Below are 16,180 nucleotides of genomic sequence, written 5' to 3'. Positions count from 1 at the left end.
TAACGTTAGCAACGAACTTGTGATTAAGAACGATATCTGGATTACTGAAATGGCTCAACAGGGCTTGATTTCGCCCTTTGAGCCAAGCCTAATCCGAAAAGTGCAAAAAGATGAGTCTGTAGCGGTTCAACCTGTAATTAGCTACGGTTTGTCTTCTTATGGTTACGATATACGCCTTTCCCCGGCTGAGTTCCGCATTTTTCGCCACATTCCCGGAACTGTAGTTGATCCTAAAAACTTTAATCCCGATAATTTAGAGCCAACAGCACTGCATACTGATACCAGTGGCAGTTACTTTATTTTACCTGCTCATAGTTATGGACTTGGGGTTGCTCTAGAAAAGCTGGAGGTTCCTGAGAATATTACAGTAATTTGTATAGGTAAATCAACTTATGCAAGATGCGGTATAATTGCAAATTTAACGCCTGCTGAGGCTGCATGGCGAGGTCATTTAACTTTAGAATTTTCTAATTCTTCTAGTGCTGACTGTCGCATTTACGCTAATGAAGGCGTGGTGCAATTGCTATTTTTAGAAGGTGAACCCTGCGCTATTAGTTACGAAGCACGTCAGGGAAAATATCAGGATCAGCAAGAAATTGTGACTTTGGCTCGTATTTAGACTAAATGATATCTAAAAAATTACACAAAATATAGAACTTAAATCTATTCACCAATTGCACTGCTGGTGATAATTTGATTGCAGATACATCTAGTGGGCAATTGCGTTTAGCGTGGCTTAAAGCGATTTTTTTATCGCACTTCTAGCCATACCTGTAAATCAGCCAAACTAGCAAAATCTAACAGTGCTTCACTCAAATCTTCCAGAACAGGCAAAGGTAAACCAGAAATTGAGGAGCGTATTTCCTCAGAAAGTTCCCCAAATCGCTTAGTTAATTGCCGAAGAATGAGGTTAGCTGTTGCTTCCTCACGTCCTTCTTCACGTCCTTCCTCACGTCCTTCTTCCTTAATCTCTCGGTAAACTCGCGTTTCCTTAAGCGTGATTCCTAGCATAGACTCTACCTCCGCTTGAGTTAATTGTTCAAACCTATACACCATGATCGTCGTTATTAATTCAATTATGGCGCGACTCGATGGTAATAGCACTTCTTGAGCAGTTCTTGTTAACAAATACCTTGCTTCTTCTGGTGCTTGTTCTTCATCCACTGTAGTTAATACCATCAAGGCTACCCATATAGGTAATTGACGAATATCTCCTAATTCATCTAAATACACCCGATGTATTTGTTCACCGTTCAGCAATGAACGATGAGGATGAATATCGCCCTTCGGGTTCAGCAGTTACTCTACTTGGGGGAACCCCAAGACCGTACTGCTTCACTTTGTTCGATACTGCGCGACGGGTAAATTATCACTGCTTGCCAGTCGCTAAATCGGGCACGGTTGCGGTAAAAATATAACGAAGATTCAGCCCATACTCTCTCATAAAGTTGTTCATCTTTTTGGAACTGAACCTCGCAAAAATATACAACTCCAGCACCATCGCTTTCAGGCGGTAGAAATACCCCGTCAATTTCAAATTTTGGTTCTTTGACTGCGACTGAATCAAAACGATAACTATCCGCATTAGTTGGAGGATTTGTCAACAGTTCAAATAGTAAAGTTGGAGACTGTTGAAACAGTTTGTAAAATATTGAGTCTCGACGCATGAAAACATTTTACTAATTTTTTATTTATGATTTTCTGGTGGCTGTTTGGACAATTCCTTTGAACTAGAGCGTGATAGCTCAATCAATCCAAGTGGGACATTCTCAATCCAGATTATGGTGCAAGTCTGGCCTTACCCAGACGCTGTTTTTCATACCATTGTGCGATCGCAGGTGCCCAATCTTCAAAATGAGGCCACATCATTTCACACAACTTCTGAATTTCAAGTTGAGCATCTTTCTTATTTCTCAGGTCACAAAAATGTAAGAAAGACCTTAAATTGAAGCTAACTACAAAATGCTGGCGATAATCAAAAGGCACTTTACCTCTTGCGTGTTCTTCAGACATTCCAGCCTCAAAATCAGCTTGATATCGTTTAGCTGCTTCCAGACACCACGCCAAATCTGCTGCCCGTTGCTCTGGTGAATAATGGTATTTTTTGCCTTGTCTATCAGTGTAATAACCAACAGGGCGTAGGTAAAAAACATCTTCTATGTCTTTCTTACCTTCTAGTACATCAATAAATTGGTTGCCTGTGTACCTGAAAGACTGAACATCAAATGATACTCCTACACGATGAGTACGAGCCTGCTGCATAACACTGTGGGGAAAGTAACCACAGTTGAAAACAATCTGAGGATGCTCTAGAGGCCCATAGTGTCCCCTCTCACCTGCTAAAAGTCGCTTAACAATAACTTCGCCGCTTTGTGACTCCGACGGCCAGGAGTCGCGCTCATCAAACACGAACCCATCAGTATAGTCCTGGTGCATCGCGGCATAAATCACCTGCTGCGGGTTTGGCGTTTTGGCAATAACCTCTACTCGAAATCGATGCATTAGTTTTGGGAGTGGATTTGTGATTGAAAGTGCTTATGCAGAAGAAGCGAAGCCTGTTTGTTAGACATGGCTTTGAACTCGATCCATTATCATATCTCTGCCTTGGACTTCTACTTGAGGAGATTAAGATACTTTACAAATATTAATAACTTTGTTACAGTTGTTTACATAAAGAGAAAACAGGGAAAATCCATGCGTACAAGCACTGCTATAATTGACGACCAAGGCAAACTGAACAACTTTGCGATCGAGCCAAAAGTTTATATAGACGAGCAAGGCGATCGCACTGGTTTTACTCCCTATGCAGAAATGCTCAATGGTCGTTTAGCAATGATTGGTTTTGTTTCTCTGATAGCATTAGAAGTATTCACAGGACACGGTATTGTTGGTGTTTTGGCAAATCTTTAAAAACTAATTTTTGATAACTTAATTCTCAATAAATATTAAGAGACGGTAGGTTTACTGTCTCTTCTTTTATGGAAAGCTTAGTGCTAGAGTGAATATACTGATAGCAAAAGCCCTTATTAGCGTAAAAATATTAGGTGAACTATGGCTTTAACTGCTTCAACTATGTTGCCACTAGGCACAAAAGCACCAGATTTTGATCTACCAGAAGTTGTATCTGGAAAGGCAACTTCACTTTCTACCTTTGCAGATAAAAAAGCGCTGTTGGTAATGTTTATTTGTCGGCATTGCCCATTTGTAAAGCACATCCAACAAGAATTAGTGCAGTTAGGAAAAGATTATTTTACAAGTGATTTAGCGATCGTTGCTATAAGTGCTAACGATGCCAAGAATTATCCAGATGATGCGCCAGAGTCGTTACAAGCATTTGCCACCGAACAAGGGTTTAATTTTACCTTATGCTACGACGAGAGTCAGGAGACGGCAAAAGCTTACACAGCAGCTTGTACACCTGATTTTTTTGTATTTGACGATCAACGCAAACTGGTTTATCGGGGACAATTAGATGATAGCCGTCCCAGTAATGGTAAACCTGTAACAGGCGCAGATTTACGCGCAGCTATTGAAGCAGTGCTAGCAGGCAAACCTGTTACAAGCGACCAAAAGCCGAGTGTTGGTTGCAATATTAAATGGAAACCCGGAAACCAACCCAGTTATTTTGGTTGAAAGCGGCTATATCAGCTTATTCATAACCGATCTTGCAACACCCGATTAAAATTGTATAGCGATCGCTCTGTTGTTTTCTGAGAGTGACAAAAAGGGCTATTTTTTCTAACTAATTGCCTTCTTTTTCTTCAACCATATTCCCAACAACCCGGTAGTAACTACAATTCCTCCAGTAGTCGATGGCTCAGGCACAGACAGAGGTTTTACACTCACATTGTCTAAGTATAAGAAACCATAGCTAGCTCTACCACCCAACTTTAACTCTGTCGATGATTGTGTCGCCACAAAATTTAAGTCATATTGTGTGAAAGGACTTCCAGCAACATTTGTAGTATTTATTTTATCAAAAACTTGATTTCCATCGACAAATGCCTGAAATATGTTATCGACTTGACTGCTATCTTCGTCTGTTCCTAAAAAGAAACTGAGATTATAGTTACTACCGATAGTTGTAGCCAAATTCTGGGATATATAAGCAGGATTTACAAACGAACCAATTGATAAACCTTGATTACCACTCTCATACTCAGGAAAATTGTTAATTCTAATCCCTGATGTATCGATCGGATCACCAGATTTAATCCAGTCTGTAACATTAGGATTTGGAACATTGGGGTTGTTAGGATCTACGAGTGGGTCGAGTTCAAAGCTTCCGTTCCTAACAAGTTCTACTGCTTGTGCTGCTGTATTGTAAGTATTGGTAATCACAGCAGTGCTAGCTAAGGTAGTAGTAACACTAAAAACAATAATTGAGAGTTTTTTAGTTATCTTCATGAAACTTGACTCCAAATAATTTCAAATTCTGACAATTCAAACAAGTTGATAGTTACATATATTACTTTTTCAAGCTAGTTTGAGGTTTTGTAGTAAGCACTTTAAGGCTTATAAAATAAAGTACTAAAGTTCTTACTACGAATTATTAAACTTGACAGACTTCTAGATAAGGTTTAATTAATCATCCCCATCATCTATCACTTCATCCCCATAGTTTTCTCCTTGATGTTCAGGTGTAGCTTTGACACTCACATCATCCAAATATAAAAACGCATACTTGGCTATGGAACCAAACTTGATCTCTGTGGATGTTGCTTTCGCTTTAAAATCTAAGGTGTATTGCGTATAGGGTTGATAAGGAGTATCCTTTTTCACAAAAACCTTTTTTCCACCTATAAAAACCTTAAATTTATTCTTCAGGTTAGGTGCTTCCTCTATGGATGCAAAATAGTAAGTAAGTTGGTAGTGTTGACCAGGAATTGTAGGGATAGTCTGTGATATGTAGCTAATACCTGAAAATGAACCAAGCGATAAACCTTGATTGCCAGTGTGAGGAAAGTTGCTAATTGTAACACCTGATATATCTATCGGCTCACCAGATTTAACCCATGCTGTAACATTTGAATTTACAATGTTAGGATCATTAATATCTGCGAGAGGATCGGTTTCAAATCCCCCGTTGATAATTAGCTCTTGTCCTTCGGTTTGTGCTTGTACTGCCGACTTATAAGTATTGGTAATTACAGCAGTAGAAAGGAATGCAGTGGTCAAACTGCAAACAATAATTGAGAGTTTTTTAGTGAACTTCACGAGGCATTACTCCAAATAGTTCAAAATTCATGACAACGACCACTTAATTGATTTACTTTGTCGTAACTAAGGCGCAAGGAACCCATAATTATTTCTGAAGATATTCTGGGCAGTAGTACCAGTTAAGTAGTTAGAAAAACTCTGTGCTGTCGTTAAAACTGTAGTTCTGGTGAGTATACCCAGTGGATAGACAATCGGATCGCTCTCTGTTGTTAGGGCAGTTTCTACAACTCTTACCTTGTTAGAAATGGCAGCATCAGTTTTGTAAACGGCACCTGCATCGATAGTTTTATTTACACCTCCAATAGTGACAGAAGCTTTATTTTCAACAGCAGTTAAAACATTACGCACATTGCTAGCAAGGTATAACTTAGGGGTAAGAGTAATGAAAATACCCCGACTAGTAAGAACCTGTTTGGCATAATTTCCTGCTGGCACAAGTGGAGGAGTGCCTGTGTAGTCACCTATAGCAACACCACTAATATTGGCATTCGTTAAACCATTGAAGCTGGTGAGAGCAGCACTACCAGCACTAACAGGAGGTGTCGTAGGAGCAATCAAAACTAGACGGTTTCTGACAATGTTCTTCCGGCTACCTGCTACCAACTTGCTTGGGCTTGCATTCTGCAAGACATCTATTTGGTCGGTAGCAGCAGAAATGAAAATATCTGCTGGGGCTCCCGCTTGTATTTGACTCAGTAAAGTACCAGAAGCACCAAATGTATAAACAACGTTGACAGTCGGGTTAGCATTTTGGTACTGAGTTTTAATTGCATTCAGTGCGTTTGTTAAGCTGACAGCCGCATACACGTTAAGCGTGGTTGTGGAGCTTGCTGGCGATAAATGAACAAATTGAAAGCCGATTACCAACATCATGCTGGTAACTGCTGTAGCCATCCAAGCAATAAGTCTTCTTCTGTTCATGAAAGTTATAGTTTGGGGAAATATTACCTAGAAGTGTCATTGTTGACATAAATACATTACGTACAGACAACAGAAAATTAACTGCACGAAAGATAAATCTCATTTAGAGAGAGTTTTGACGTAATTCCTACGCACGAAAAATTCTGGAAATAAATAAACGGACTCGCAATTCCTAAAAGCATTAGCTATGATGAGCCGTTATTATTTCCAAGTAGAATTACACAAACAGAAAGTGAAATGTATTTAGTGATGAAATAATATCAGTTAAACGCGCTGATTACCAACATTTTTGGTTATAAAATCCTGACAAAAGCTTATAAAAGAGAAGCAGAACTTTAAAAATCCCCTGAATTACCTGTCTATCATAGGTTTTTTGTAAAATAGTCATAAATCACTAAAATAAATTTTTACCAACAAAGTATTTAAAAACGATTTTTTACCTAATTTAGTTGGTAGTATTTTTGTGTACTAGTGATGTACTAATATTAGTGAAAAGCGATCGCACTTACCGATGTGTAAAAAAGAATGAGCTATGTCTGCGGCGGTAAACGACGAGTATAATTCTCTATTTGTATAAAAATATATATAAACTCTTATGATATCAATAAAAAAATTGATTTGACCTACGCCTAACGATAGATAGATTTTATTGAATAAATGGTTTAGATTTGTAACAAGTTACACAGAACTAGGTAAAGCACATGGCCAACATAATTGACACTGCTACTAATAACGGTTCTTTCAACACTCTAGTTGCAGCAATCCAAGCCGCTGGTCTGGTAGATACACTGAATGGCAGTGGTCCATTCACCGTGTTTGCACCCACTGATGAAGCATTTAACAAGCTTCCAGCAGGTACAGTAGACGCATTACTTCAAGATATTCCTAAGCTAAAGAAAATCTTGACCTATCATGTAGTCTCAGGTAAAGTACTGGCTGCTGATGTAGCTAAACTGAAGACAGCTAAAACAGTTGAAGGTTCAGATGTAAAAATTGACGCTTCCAATGGCGTTAAAATCAATGATGCAACAGTTGCAGCAGCAGATGTTGCTGCTGATAACGGTGTCATCCACGTAATTGACACAGTTTTGATTCCTGCATAAGCAAACTTCAGAATAGCGAATGCTATTTCTGGGGTGGCGACTACCTATAGTCGTTTCTTTATTAAAATCTGGTTGAATGTTTTTTAGTAAACACAACTACCAACAAATCCATCTAGATCGTGTCTAGATGGATTTATTGTTTAATTAAGTGTAATTAAATTTTTAGTTTTGCTAAACCCAAATAACGGATACCTTCAGGGGAAATATCAAAACGGCAAGGTAGGACTTCTAAACCAAGAGCGATCGCATCGCGCAATAATTTACCATAGACAGGATCTGTGCGATCGCCAGGGGAAAACTCTGTACAATCACCGCGATTAATGAAGTAAAGCATCACCGCACGAGTTAGAGGTAGCAACGCCATTAGTTCTCGCAAGTGCTTTTGTCCTCTGGTAGTTTCTGTGTCGGGAAATAAAGCTCGTCTCCCCTCAGACAAAGTTGTATTTTTCACTTCTAAATAAATCGGGCGTTCCTCATCACTCCCCGTCAAGAAAAAATCCACTCGACTTTTTTTATCTAGTCCATAAACCACTTCGCCCTTGATTTGGCTATACTCACCCAATTCTGGGAAAAGATATTTTGCCAAAGCTAGCTTTACCACCCGATTGGGCAAAAAAGTATTTATGCCTACCCAAGTCGGCTCATTGTCATGTACTTGAATTAGTTCTAAAGTGTAAGCCAATTTGCGGTTAAGATTATCACTTTTGGAAAGCTGTACAGCACTTTGGGGAGTTGAGACACCAGTCATTGGCCCTGTATTAGGACAGTGTGCTGTCACTATTTCGCCAGAAGTAAGTTGAACGTCAGCAAAAAACCGCTTGTAACGCTTGAGTAAAATACCCGGATACAAAGTTGGGTAACGGTAAAGCCAATCCATCATTATAAAACCTTGTTGCTGCTAGTAAATATACGTCGATTCCTTACCCACTGAACTCTCGACAGCAAATATTTTCAGTAGCAACTTCACCGTGCGACAGAAATCAAGCAACTTTATATATCATAGATTGTCAACTTTTGTAGTTAAATTGACAACATAGTAATAAAAAGTAGCATATACTAAGGATTATAAGCCTCCCATCAAAAATCCGGGAGATTTCAACGTGCAAGGAGGTAAATCCTATGCAAAAATTAGGGACAGCAACGGAATTAGAATATGCTTTTCTGTTTACTCTAAGAAAAGTAAATTCAATCAATCTAGAAGGTTTCAAGCCATTTTTTAGTAATATGCCTATTGATCCTTACATCAAAGGCAACTATCGTTCCAGAAGATTATCTCGGTTTACAGTTTCTGGAAATCAGTTAATCAAATTACCTCATGGCTATCTCTTTCAAAGTAAAAAGTATAATCCATTAGTGGGTGATATAAAAAGAGAGTTCGCAGAATTAGATGATGGACTCATAGAACTTGATATTTTTAGAAATCTCGTCTTAGCATTTAGTGATTCTTGTAAACTTCATCCTGAAGCGGAAATTGGGGTTCATCAAATTAGAACTATTTGTTCGTTAGATAATTTGGGCAATCCAGCACCTGAAGGTATCCATCAAGATGGTACTGATTTTATTGGCATATTTTCAGTAGATAGAGATAATATTCAAGGTGGAGAAACACATCTATATGCTGCTAAAAAAGAAAATCCTGTATTTAGCAAAGTTCTAAATCCGGGAGAACTTTTATTAGTTAACGATCATGATTTTTTCCACTTTACCACTCCTATAAAACCACAGTATGACGCTCAAGGAAGTAGGGATGTTTTTGTACTGACTTCTCCTAGCTTGCTTTCGGAATAATTTTAGTCAAATGTAAATATTTTGCAATCTACCAGATATGGGGAATTGAATGTAGTCATTTCCCCAGCTTTTTTGTTTGGAATTGGAAATAATCTAGCTGAGAGTGGTTTATCTAACTTGATGGCTAAAGTTGCGATATCAATTAATAAAGCTGCAATTTTTTCTATTGTTATATCACCCGGAATCGGAACTGTATCTAGTCCACAACCACAAACTGCTGAATATAATAATAAATTTGTAATATCATAAGTTTGCTCATTAGCTCTGGTAGCCAGTCCCACATCTTCACAAACTGGAAGCATCAGCCCAGAGTAACCACAGATTTTGACTGATACATTTTTCAGTACACGAGTCAGCATACCAGAAATGCTGAGAGTTCCAGAATGCCCAAACTTACCATTAATCAATTTTTCATAAGCAAAAGCAATACTGTTTTTCTTGTCCAAGGATGGGGCTAAAGAGGTATCAATTCCTGCATAAGTAACGGCGAATCTATCAGATATTTTTTCGGAAATAACTGCGACTTGATTTAATTCAGATTCTAAAAGTAATTGCAGGTTTTGCTCTCCTGTTATCATATTGTTAGCTTGTGTAAATGCTTGCATTACCAAGTCACCTAACTCTAAACCTATAGCGAAAGATATCTTACCTCTATGGTAGGCTGTAGGAAAAAATGGGATACCTGGCTGACAGTTTGCCCATGCACAAAAACGAAAATTACCATAACCATTTTCACTTTCTTGGGAAATACGTTTAATAGCTTTAGCGGATTCTCTAGCATTCTCAAAATTGATGCCAGTTTCTCTGTCGCCAATTTTGCTAGAGCAGTAAATAATCGATGTATTTTTGTTGATATCTGGAATTATATTTATAGTTTCAGGCTTACTGGCATAACCAATATTGAAAAAGCTGATATTCAAACTTTGGCAAAGTTGTTCTAGAGTTTGAATTTCATTGATAATTTCGATTTTTGACAAACCTTGCAGATATTCTTCCCAGCTATTAGTGGCGATTCTAGTTGTTTGTACTTCGTATCCTTCTTTTTCAAAGAGAATCTTTGCTTGCTGATTAAAGTCAGCAGCTTGCTTAATTGTTTCCTGATCTTGTAAAGATTGAAGTGATATACCTGTTGTGATAGTTCTGATTTTCATTGGTATAACTAATTATTGATAATATTAATCAAAGTTTTAGCCAAGATTTTTACTAAATCTAACTGTAGAATCTGGAGCCTACAATATTCAATTGCATGAATATCGCCGATAAAATTTCCCGTGTGTGTTCGTTTTAATTCACTGCAAATCCGAAATGAACCAAAGCCACGCTGAATACTTAGAATATTAAGAGTGAGTGGATAGGTTAGGCTACGAAGCAAGCTTGCTGGAATTCAACTAACTGAATCAACCAAACAAATGTTATGAATGACGAATTTTACAATAGAGGATTGGAAAAGGCTAGGAGAAAAGACTACGCCGGAGCAATTGAGGAATTTAGCCATGCTTTACAACTGACACCTTACTTTACCGAAGCTTACTTGCAAAGAGGTTTAGCATATTATGACTCAGGAGCTATCCTTAAGGCTGTTTCAGATTATACCGAAGCTCTAAAGCTGAATCCTGAGAGTGTAGAGGCGTATTATTGTCGTGGATTGGCTAGGGTGGCGCTGAAAAATTTACCGGGGGCGCTAGAAGATGTTGAACGTGCTATTCGTCTCAATCTCAATTATGCTGCGGCTTATAATCTGCGAGGGATGGTGCGGCGCAAACAGGGTTATGTTCAAGATGCGATCGCTAACTTTAAAAAGGCTGCACAATTATATCTAGAACAACAGGATAAAGAAAACTGTCGTCTATGTTTGGAACGAATTAAACAGCTACAACCTCAAGAATTACCTGTTGTACAACAATCGCATTCCCCAAATGCACCAATTTTATCCACCAATGATTATTTCACCCAGTTATTAGAAAAAGCTGAAAAGGGAGATACCCAAGAGGCACTGGCTGATTTAAACTGGGTATTGAAAGCCGATTCGCAAGATGCCCAAGCTTACTGCTGTCGTGGGGTTGTGCGTTGTAAAATGGGAAATTATCGTGAAGCGATCGCAGATTTTAATCAAGCATTGCGACTAAATTTTCAAGATGCCATTGTCTATCGCAACCGAGGTAAAGCCCGTTCTATATTGGGAGATCATCAAGGTGCGATCGCGGATCTTAATCAAGCAATCCAGATGCAACCACAAGATCCTCTAGTTTATATTGCCAGAGGTAATGCCTATCGCACAACGGGCAACTATCTGGGTGCAATTCAAGATTACACCCAAGCGCTGCAAATAAATCCTGATGATGCTCAAGCTTACTACAATCGTGGCATTGCCTATACTTGTTTAGAAGAAATGCAAAATGCCGTGGAAGATTATCAACGGGCGGCGAGTATTTTTTGTGAACAAGAAGACTGGGGAAATTATCAACAAGTTTTAAGTAGCCTAGAAAAAATCCAGAAATTTAGTCCCCAGTCAAAAAGGCAAAAGTATAACCTGCTACATCAGCGACTTTTGGGTATGGTTGGGGGATATTGGGAAATTGCCGAAAGATTGATTCAGCAAAAACAGGATTATCATCCTGGTATGTCAGACGAGTGGTATTTGCAAAAAGTGATTGATGATTTAGAACGCGATCGCGGGAGATAAAATATGAAGAAGGCAGGAGGAGGAAAACTGGCCTCTGCAATAACTATTTTCATTCATAAATGCCACTAACTATAAACGTAAATTCACCCGTACAAGTGTACGGGTGAAGATGCGATCAATCACTTGCGATTGGCTTATCTGTTACCGAGTTTAACTAACTACCGCTTCAGCTTTTTCCTCGGCTTTTTCTTTCACTAGCACATAAGGCTGTTCTGCACCTTGTGCGAGATATTCAGCTAACTGACTTTCAATTTGATCGCGCACAATTTGGCGATACTCTAGAAAATGCTCGTTGTGGGCGCAAGCAGAGATGTAATGCTCAATCACTCCAGGATTATGCTTGAGAATGCTAAACAAATGGTGCCAGAATTTCCAACGGGTTTCCCGTTTGATTCCTTGTCGCCAAATTACAATCAACAAAGCTTTTACAACCACCCACTCTGGCATTTTTGCTGGCGCTTTCCAACTCGGCAAACCCATCATCAAGAAACAGCGATAGGTTCGATCCAAGTACTGCACTGGGTCGTATAAAGTACAAAATGCTTCAATATATTCTCGTGCCAGTTCTTCTAGGGGGCGGGTGGGCAGGAAGTTCATCAATGTTGTTTGGTTGATGTTGGCACTTTGACTTTCCCGCAGTCGTCCTTCCTTTTTCAGGCGATGCCAAAGCGCAGTGTTAGGTAGCGCTTGCAACATGGCAAAAGTAGTTGAGGGAATGGCCGCTTGTTCCGCAAAACGGACAATGCGATCGCCTGCCCCTGCTTTTTCCCCATCAAAGCCGATAATAAACCCAGCCATTGGGCGCAATCCCGCTTTGATGATGGTTTCCACTGCCTCAGTTAGAGAACTGCGAGTATTTTGAAACTTCTTGGTCATTTGCAAACTATCCTCATCCGGCGTTTCAATTCCCAAAAACACCGCCGAGAAACCAGACTCAACCATCAACTCCAACATTTCTGCGTCTTGGGCTAAGTCAATTGAAGCTTCAGTGTCAAATCGGAAGGGATACTTGTGTTCTGCCATCCAGACTTTTAACTCTTTCAGCAACAATTTCACATTTCGCTTGTTGCCAATAAAGTTGTCATCCACCATGAACACACCCCGCCGCCAACCCAATTCGTAGAGGTAATCTAACTCTGCTAACAGTTGGGCTGGGGTTTTGGTGCGCGGTTTGCGCCCGTAGAGAACAATAATGTCACAAAATTCGCACTGGAAGGGACACCCACGCGAAAACTGCACCGACATCATGTCATAAGCATTCAATTCCAATAAATCAAAGCGAGGTATTGGCGTGCTTGTGACATCAGGTTTTTCTGTGGCGCGGAAAGTTCCAGAAGTTTCACCCCGTTGAATTGCCTCAATAAACATGGGCAGAGTGATTTCCCCTTCATCCAGAATCAGAAAATCTGCGCCAACATTTTCAACTTCGTGAGGTACAGAGGTGGGGTAGGGGCCACCGACTGCGACTAACTTGCCACGTTTTTTGGCTTCCTGGATTTGTTCAAGTAAATCTTGTTTCTGGACAATCATCGCAGAGAGAATTACTACATCTGCCCATGCCCACTCTTCTTCTGTTGCTGCGCGGATGTTGCGATCTACCAGCTTGAATTCCCATTCTTGGGGCAGAATCGCCGCTACTGTGACTAAACCCAGAGGTGGTAATAAAACTTTGCGATCGACTAACTCTAAGATTTTTTCATAAGACCAAAAAGTTTTAGGAAATATTGGATACACTAACAAGATTCGCATGTAGTATCAATCCTCACACTTTGATTGTTATCCCACTCTAACGAAAATAAAGAGCTATTGACTTTTTATTAAAGTTGTTTTATCTTACCACCGATATTTTTCCCTTTAATGGGCGGCTAGCGACTGGAATTCTTGCAGCTAATCGGCAAAAAGAAACGCACATTGAAACAGGAATCAGGAGATTTATGGTTTTTCTCACTACCACCAGGCTGCAAACTAAATTCATATCAGTAGGACTTGGGCTAATACGGTTCGCTTAAGGCAAGAGACGCGATAAATCGCCGTCTCTACAAAGGACTGATTATTGTAAAGACGGCGATTTATCGAATCTTTGCGATCTGGGGCGTGTCATTAAAAAACCTTATCCGAACCATATTGGGACTTAGGCAGAAGAACTGTCGGCTTATCTTTGCAAGAAATAACCGTTATCATTAGCAAATAATAGATATTTTCTCAATCAGCACGTTGAACGCCACTAATTTTTAAAACATCACTCATGGTTGTACAATAATTTGGCAAGCCGAAGCTATCAGGATTGATGAATTTTTCATAAGTGAAATGCCGATAGTTCATACAAAATCTATCCCAAGCAGCCATTTGAATACGAAATAGAACAATAATCAAATTAGCCAATGCTATAGATATGGGAATGCGAAAGTAAATCTTTTTGCCCAGATAAGCACAAACTTCTTCTACTGCTTGATTAGCAGTTAAGGGTGCTTGACCCAAAACAAACCGACGTGGTTGATCGTTCTCGGCAGGATGATCGATTAAATATCGCACTACAGTGGCAATATCTCGTCCGTGGATAAAGTGAAAACTGCCATCTGCTTCCAAACAGCGAATTAAATTAATATATTTCGTCACTTCTGGAATACCAGATGTGACAGCAGAATAAGGTTTATTCGCATCACCACCTAACACTACAGTAGGAAATACTGTGGTAATTTTGGGTGCGATCGCTAATTTTTCTTTTTTCTGTAAGCACTCATATTTAGAACGGATATAATCTGTGCCAATTTCCCCGGCTTCTTTTAATGGTTGATTGTAGCGATCCAAAACGCTAGCTGTCGAAAAATAAATTACCTGCTGGCAACGTTCTGGATCTAGCAGTTCGAGCAATTCTATAGTTTTGACGACATTAATATCAAATGTCTCATCACCACCCCATGCTGTGGCTGTGAGTATCGCCGTATCAATTGTGTATAGCAAATCGGCAAACTGGCGAATATTTTGCATATCACCTTGCAAAATGTTGATACCTGAACGGGCTTTAGTATCAACTTGCAGTTTGCTTGGGTTCCTAACTAGCAGATACAGTTCGTGATCTGTTTCTTTAATTAAGGCTTCTGTTAAATAATGACCTACACAACCACTTGCACCAGTCACTAAGATGCGTTTCTGGCTCATAAAAAATTTATCAAACGTTAGGAGTTAAAACTAAAGAGTTAAGAATAAAGTTAAAAGTTCCGAATTGCAACTGATAACTTATAACTCTGGAAATTTTAGATTTTGAATTTTGGATTTTGGATTGAAAGAAAAATCTAAAATCTAAAATCTAAAATCTAAAATTGTATGACTCCTAATTCTTAACTCCTGCAAGATTCAATTCCTTTGCGGTTTCAAAGAAGAAAGCGACATTTTCTTCGGGAGTTTCTGGAAGGACACCGTGACCGAGATTGAGAATATGACCCCAATTACCAGCTTTGCGAACGGTATCGAGAATGCGATCGCGGATAAACTGTTTAGAGCCGAATAGCACGCCAGGATCAAGATTTCCTTGAACTTTGACTTGCTTACCCAATCTTGCCCGTGCATCTGCCATATCCACTGCCCAGTCTACACTGACAATATCAGCGCCAGATTGTGCCATTCTCTCCAACACACCCGCACTACCGCTAACTAGCAAAATCAATGGTGTATCAGGGTGGGTTTGTTTGACTTGCTGGAAAACTCGCTGCTGATAGGGAAGAGCAAAGGTGTCATAATCTTGAGGACTCAATTGACCCGCCCAAGAATCGAACATTTGCACAACTTGAGCGCCAGAGTCAATTTGGTAGCGGGCATAGATGGCGATCGCATCTGCTAGTTTAGATAACAGTTGATGCAGTATCGTCGGATCTGAAAATGCCATATTTTTGATGATGGAGTAGGTTTTAGAACCTTTTCCCTCAACAGCATAAGCTGCTAACGTCCACGGCGCACCCACAAAGCCCAACACCGTTGATTTATCGCCTACTTCCGAACGCAGCGCTTGCAAAATTGTCTTGATAAATGGTAGAGCTGCTTCTGGTTCTAAAGGATGCAGAGCATCGATTTGTTCTTGAGTGCGGAGGGGCGAGTGAATGATTGGCCCTTTACCCTCGGCGATATCCATGTCAATGCCCAAACCAGGTAATGGGGTGACAATATCAGAAAATAAAATTACTCCGTCTGGTTGGAAGGCTTTCCACGGTTGCAAGGAAACTTCAATTGCTACATCTGGAATTTCCGAGCGATCACGAAATGAAGGATACTTCTCTCTTAAGTCTCGATATGCTTTCATATATCGTCCCGCTTGTCGCATCATCCATACAGGGGGACGATCTACTACTTCACCACGAGCAGCCCGTAAGAGATGAGGAGTCGTTGAATAAACACCCATTTATTACTTCATCCTATTTATGCCACTGTTTAGCTTATCATTCTGGGATTACGCTTTTCCAGCAGGTTTTCA

The 16,180-nt window shown here is 39.7% G+C and carries 15 protein-coding genes and 1 pseudogene; 6 read left to right on the top strand and 10 right to left on the bottom strand.

Going from position 1 to position 16,180, the window contains the following annotated elements; genetic code table 11:
- The first annotated feature begins 49 nt into the window (after window positions 1-49).
- Window positions 50-619: a dCTP deaminase gene (dcd, locus tag V7K69_RS08115; RefSeq protein WP_175586937.1), complete on the top strand. Its 570-nt coding sequence runs from the start codon at window positions 50-52 to the stop codon at window positions 617-619.
- A gap of 131 nt (window positions 620-750) precedes the next feature.
- Here the strand turns inward: dcd and V7K69_RS08110 are convergent.
- A pseudogene (locus V7K69_RS08110) lies at window positions 751-1,667 on the bottom strand (Rpn family recombination-promoting nuclease/putative transposase).
- 112 nt (window positions 1,668-1,779) lie between these two features.
- The gene (thyX, locus tag V7K69_RS08105) at window positions 1,780-2,502 is read right to left on the bottom strand and encodes an FAD-dependent thymidylate synthase (protein ID WP_335033076.1); all 723 of its coding nucleotides are present in this window, start codon (window positions 2,500-2,502) and stop codon (window positions 1,780-1,782) included.
- A gap of 192 nt (window positions 2,503-2,694) precedes the next feature.
- On the opposite strand from thyX, the gene V7K69_RS08100 reads away from it, so the two are divergent.
- Complete coding sequence (locus tag V7K69_RS08100; RefSeq protein WP_114083012.1) at window positions 2,695-2,910, top strand: chlorophyll a/b-binding protein; 216 nt, start codon at window positions 2,695-2,697, stop codon at window positions 2,908-2,910.
- A 141-nt stretch (window positions 2,911-3,051) separates the two neighbouring features.
- A complete protein-coding gene (locus tag V7K69_RS08095) occupies window positions 3,052-3,633 on the top strand; it encodes a thioredoxin family protein (RefSeq protein ID WP_335033074.1) in 582 nt (193 codons plus the stop codon).
- Window positions 3,634-3,738: 105 nt separating this feature from the next.
- Here the strand turns inward: V7K69_RS08095 and V7K69_RS08090 are convergent, their stop codons facing one another.
- The 3 genes from V7K69_RS08090 to modA form a co-directional block, all read right to left on the bottom strand.
- Window positions 3,739-4,407, bottom strand: coding sequence for a PEP-CTERM sorting domain-containing protein (locus V7K69_RS08090; RefSeq protein ID WP_335033072.1), 669 nt, complete (start codon window positions 4,405-4,407; stop codon window positions 3,739-3,741).
- A 177-nt stretch (window positions 4,408-4,584) separates the two neighbouring features.
- Window positions 4,585-5,217 carry a DUF642 domain-containing protein gene (locus V7K69_RS08085; RefSeq protein WP_335033070.1) on the bottom strand — a complete coding sequence of 211 codons (633 nt, stop codon included), beginning with the start codon at window positions 5,215-5,217 and terminating at the stop codon, window positions 4,585-4,587.
- A gap of 66 nt (window positions 5,218-5,283) precedes the next feature.
- Window positions 5,284-6,114, bottom strand: coding sequence for a molybdate ABC transporter substrate-binding protein (gene modA / locus V7K69_RS08080; RefSeq protein WP_335033068.1), 831 nt, complete (start codon window positions 6,112-6,114; stop codon window positions 5,284-5,286).
- 728 nt (window positions 6,115-6,842) lie between these two features.
- Here modA and V7K69_RS08075 point away from each other — a divergent pair.
- Window positions 6,843-7,244: a fasciclin domain-containing protein gene (locus V7K69_RS08075; RefSeq protein ID WP_335033066.1), complete on the top strand. Its 402-nt coding sequence runs from the start codon at window positions 6,843-6,845 to the stop codon at window positions 7,242-7,244.
- A 154-nt stretch (window positions 7,245-7,398) separates the two neighbouring features.
- On the opposite strand, the gene sfsA is transcribed toward V7K69_RS08075, so the two are convergent.
- A complete protein-coding gene (gene sfsA / locus V7K69_RS08070) occupies window positions 7,399-8,124 on the bottom strand; it encodes a DNA/RNA nuclease SfsA (protein ID WP_335033064.1) in 726 nt (241 codons plus the stop codon).
- Window positions 8,125-8,363: 239 nt separating this feature from the next.
- Between sfsA and V7K69_RS08065 the strand changes: the two genes are divergently transcribed.
- On the top strand, window positions 8,364-9,032 hold the full coding sequence (locus V7K69_RS08065; protein WP_335033062.1) for a 2OG-Fe dioxygenase family protein: 669 nt from the start codon (window positions 8,364-8,366) through the stop codon (window positions 9,030-9,032).
- Window positions 9,033-9,034: 2 nt separating this feature from the next.
- Here the strand turns inward: V7K69_RS08065 and V7K69_RS08060 are convergent, their stop codons facing one another.
- The gene (locus tag V7K69_RS08060; RefSeq protein ID WP_335033060.1) at window positions 9,035-10,183 is read right to left on the bottom strand and encodes a DUF711 family protein; all 1,149 of its coding nucleotides are present in this window, start codon (window positions 10,181-10,183) and stop codon (window positions 9,035-9,037) included.
- A 263-nt stretch (window positions 10,184-10,446) separates the two neighbouring features.
- Between V7K69_RS08060 and V7K69_RS08055 the strand changes: the two genes are divergently transcribed.
- Entirely contained in the window at window positions 10,447-11,715 is a 1,269-nt protein-coding gene (locus V7K69_RS08055) for a tetratricopeptide repeat protein (protein WP_335033058.1), read from the top strand.
- A 150-nt stretch (window positions 11,716-11,865) separates the two neighbouring features.
- On the opposite strand, the gene V7K69_RS08050 is transcribed toward V7K69_RS08055, so the two are convergent.
- The 3 genes from V7K69_RS08050 to hemE form a co-directional block, all read right to left on the bottom strand.
- Window positions 11,866-13,464 (bottom strand): B12-binding domain-containing radical SAM protein, encoded by a 1,599-nt coding sequence (locus tag V7K69_RS08050; RefSeq protein WP_335033056.1) that lies wholly within the window; start codon window positions 13,462-13,464, stop codon window positions 11,866-11,868.
- Window positions 13,465-13,917: 453 nt separating this feature from the next.
- Window positions 13,918-14,874, bottom strand: a complete 957-nt coding sequence (locus V7K69_RS08045; protein WP_335033054.1) for an NAD-dependent epimerase/dehydratase family protein — start codon at window positions 14,872-14,874, stop codon at window positions 13,918-13,920.
- A gap of 172 nt (window positions 14,875-15,046) precedes the next feature.
- The gene (gene hemE, locus V7K69_RS08040; RefSeq protein WP_335033052.1) at window positions 15,047-16,108 is read right to left on the bottom strand and encodes a uroporphyrinogen decarboxylase; all 1,062 of its coding nucleotides are present in this window, start codon (window positions 16,106-16,108) and stop codon (window positions 15,047-15,049) included.
- Window positions 16,109-16,180 lie beyond the last annotated feature (72 nt).

The sequence above is a fragment of the Nostoc sp. genome, assembly GCF_036917775.1.
Classification (GTDB): domain Bacteria; phylum Cyanobacteriota; class Cyanobacteriia; order Cyanobacteriales; family Nostocaceae; genus Nostoc.
Note: the sequence above shows the minus strand (reverse complement) of the source record. Positions and strands in the feature narration are given on the sequence as shown.

Coding starts and splice junctions, on each gene's coding strand:
- V7K69_RS08050 (WP_335033056.1), bottom strand. CDS start 13,464: ATGCGAATCTTGTTAGTGTATCCAATATTTCCTAAAACTTTTTGGTCT.
- V7K69_RS08065 (WP_335033062.1), top strand. CDS start 8,364: ATGCAAAAATTAGGGACAGCAACGGAATTAGAATATGCTTTTCTGTTT.
- V7K69_RS08060 (WP_335033060.1), bottom strand. CDS start 10,183: ATGAAAATCAGAACTATCACAACAGGTATATCACTTCAATCTTTACAA.
- V7K69_RS08075 (WP_335033066.1), top strand. CDS start 6,843: ATGGCCAACATAATTGACACTGCTACTAATAACGGTTCTTTCAACACT.
- V7K69_RS08095 (WP_335033074.1), top strand. CDS start 3,052: ATGGCTTTAACTGCTTCAACTATGTTGCCACTAGGCACAAAAGCACCA.
- sfsA (WP_335033064.1), bottom strand. CDS start 8,124: ATGATGGATTGGCTTTACCGTTACCCAACTTTGTATCCGGGTATTTTA.
- V7K69_RS08045 (WP_335033054.1), bottom strand. CDS start 14,874: ATGAGCCAGAAACGCATCTTAGTGACTGGTGCAAGTGGTTGTGTAGGT.
- V7K69_RS08055 (WP_335033058.1), top strand. CDS start 10,447: ATGAATGACGAATTTTACAATAGAGGATTGGAAAAGGCTAGGAGAAAA.
- dcd (WP_175586937.1), top strand. CDS start 50: ATGGCTCAACAGGGCTTGATTTCGCCCTTTGAGCCAAGCCTAATCCGA.
- V7K69_RS08100 (WP_114083012.1), top strand. CDS start 2,695: ATGCGTACAAGCACTGCTATAATTGACGACCAAGGCAAACTGAACAAC.
- modA (WP_335033068.1), bottom strand. CDS start 6,114: ATGGCTACAGCAGTTACCAGCATGATGTTGGTAATCGGCTTTCAATTT.
- thyX (WP_335033076.1), bottom strand. CDS start 2,502: ATGCATCGATTTCGAGTAGAGGTTATTGCCAAAACGCCAAACCCGCAG.
- hemE (WP_335033052.1), bottom strand. CDS start 16,108: ATGGGTGTTTATTCAACGACTCCTCATCTCTTACGGGCTGCTCGTGGT.
- V7K69_RS08090 (WP_335033072.1), bottom strand. CDS start 4,407: ATGAAGATAACTAAAAAACTCTCAATTATTGTTTTTAGTGTTACTACT.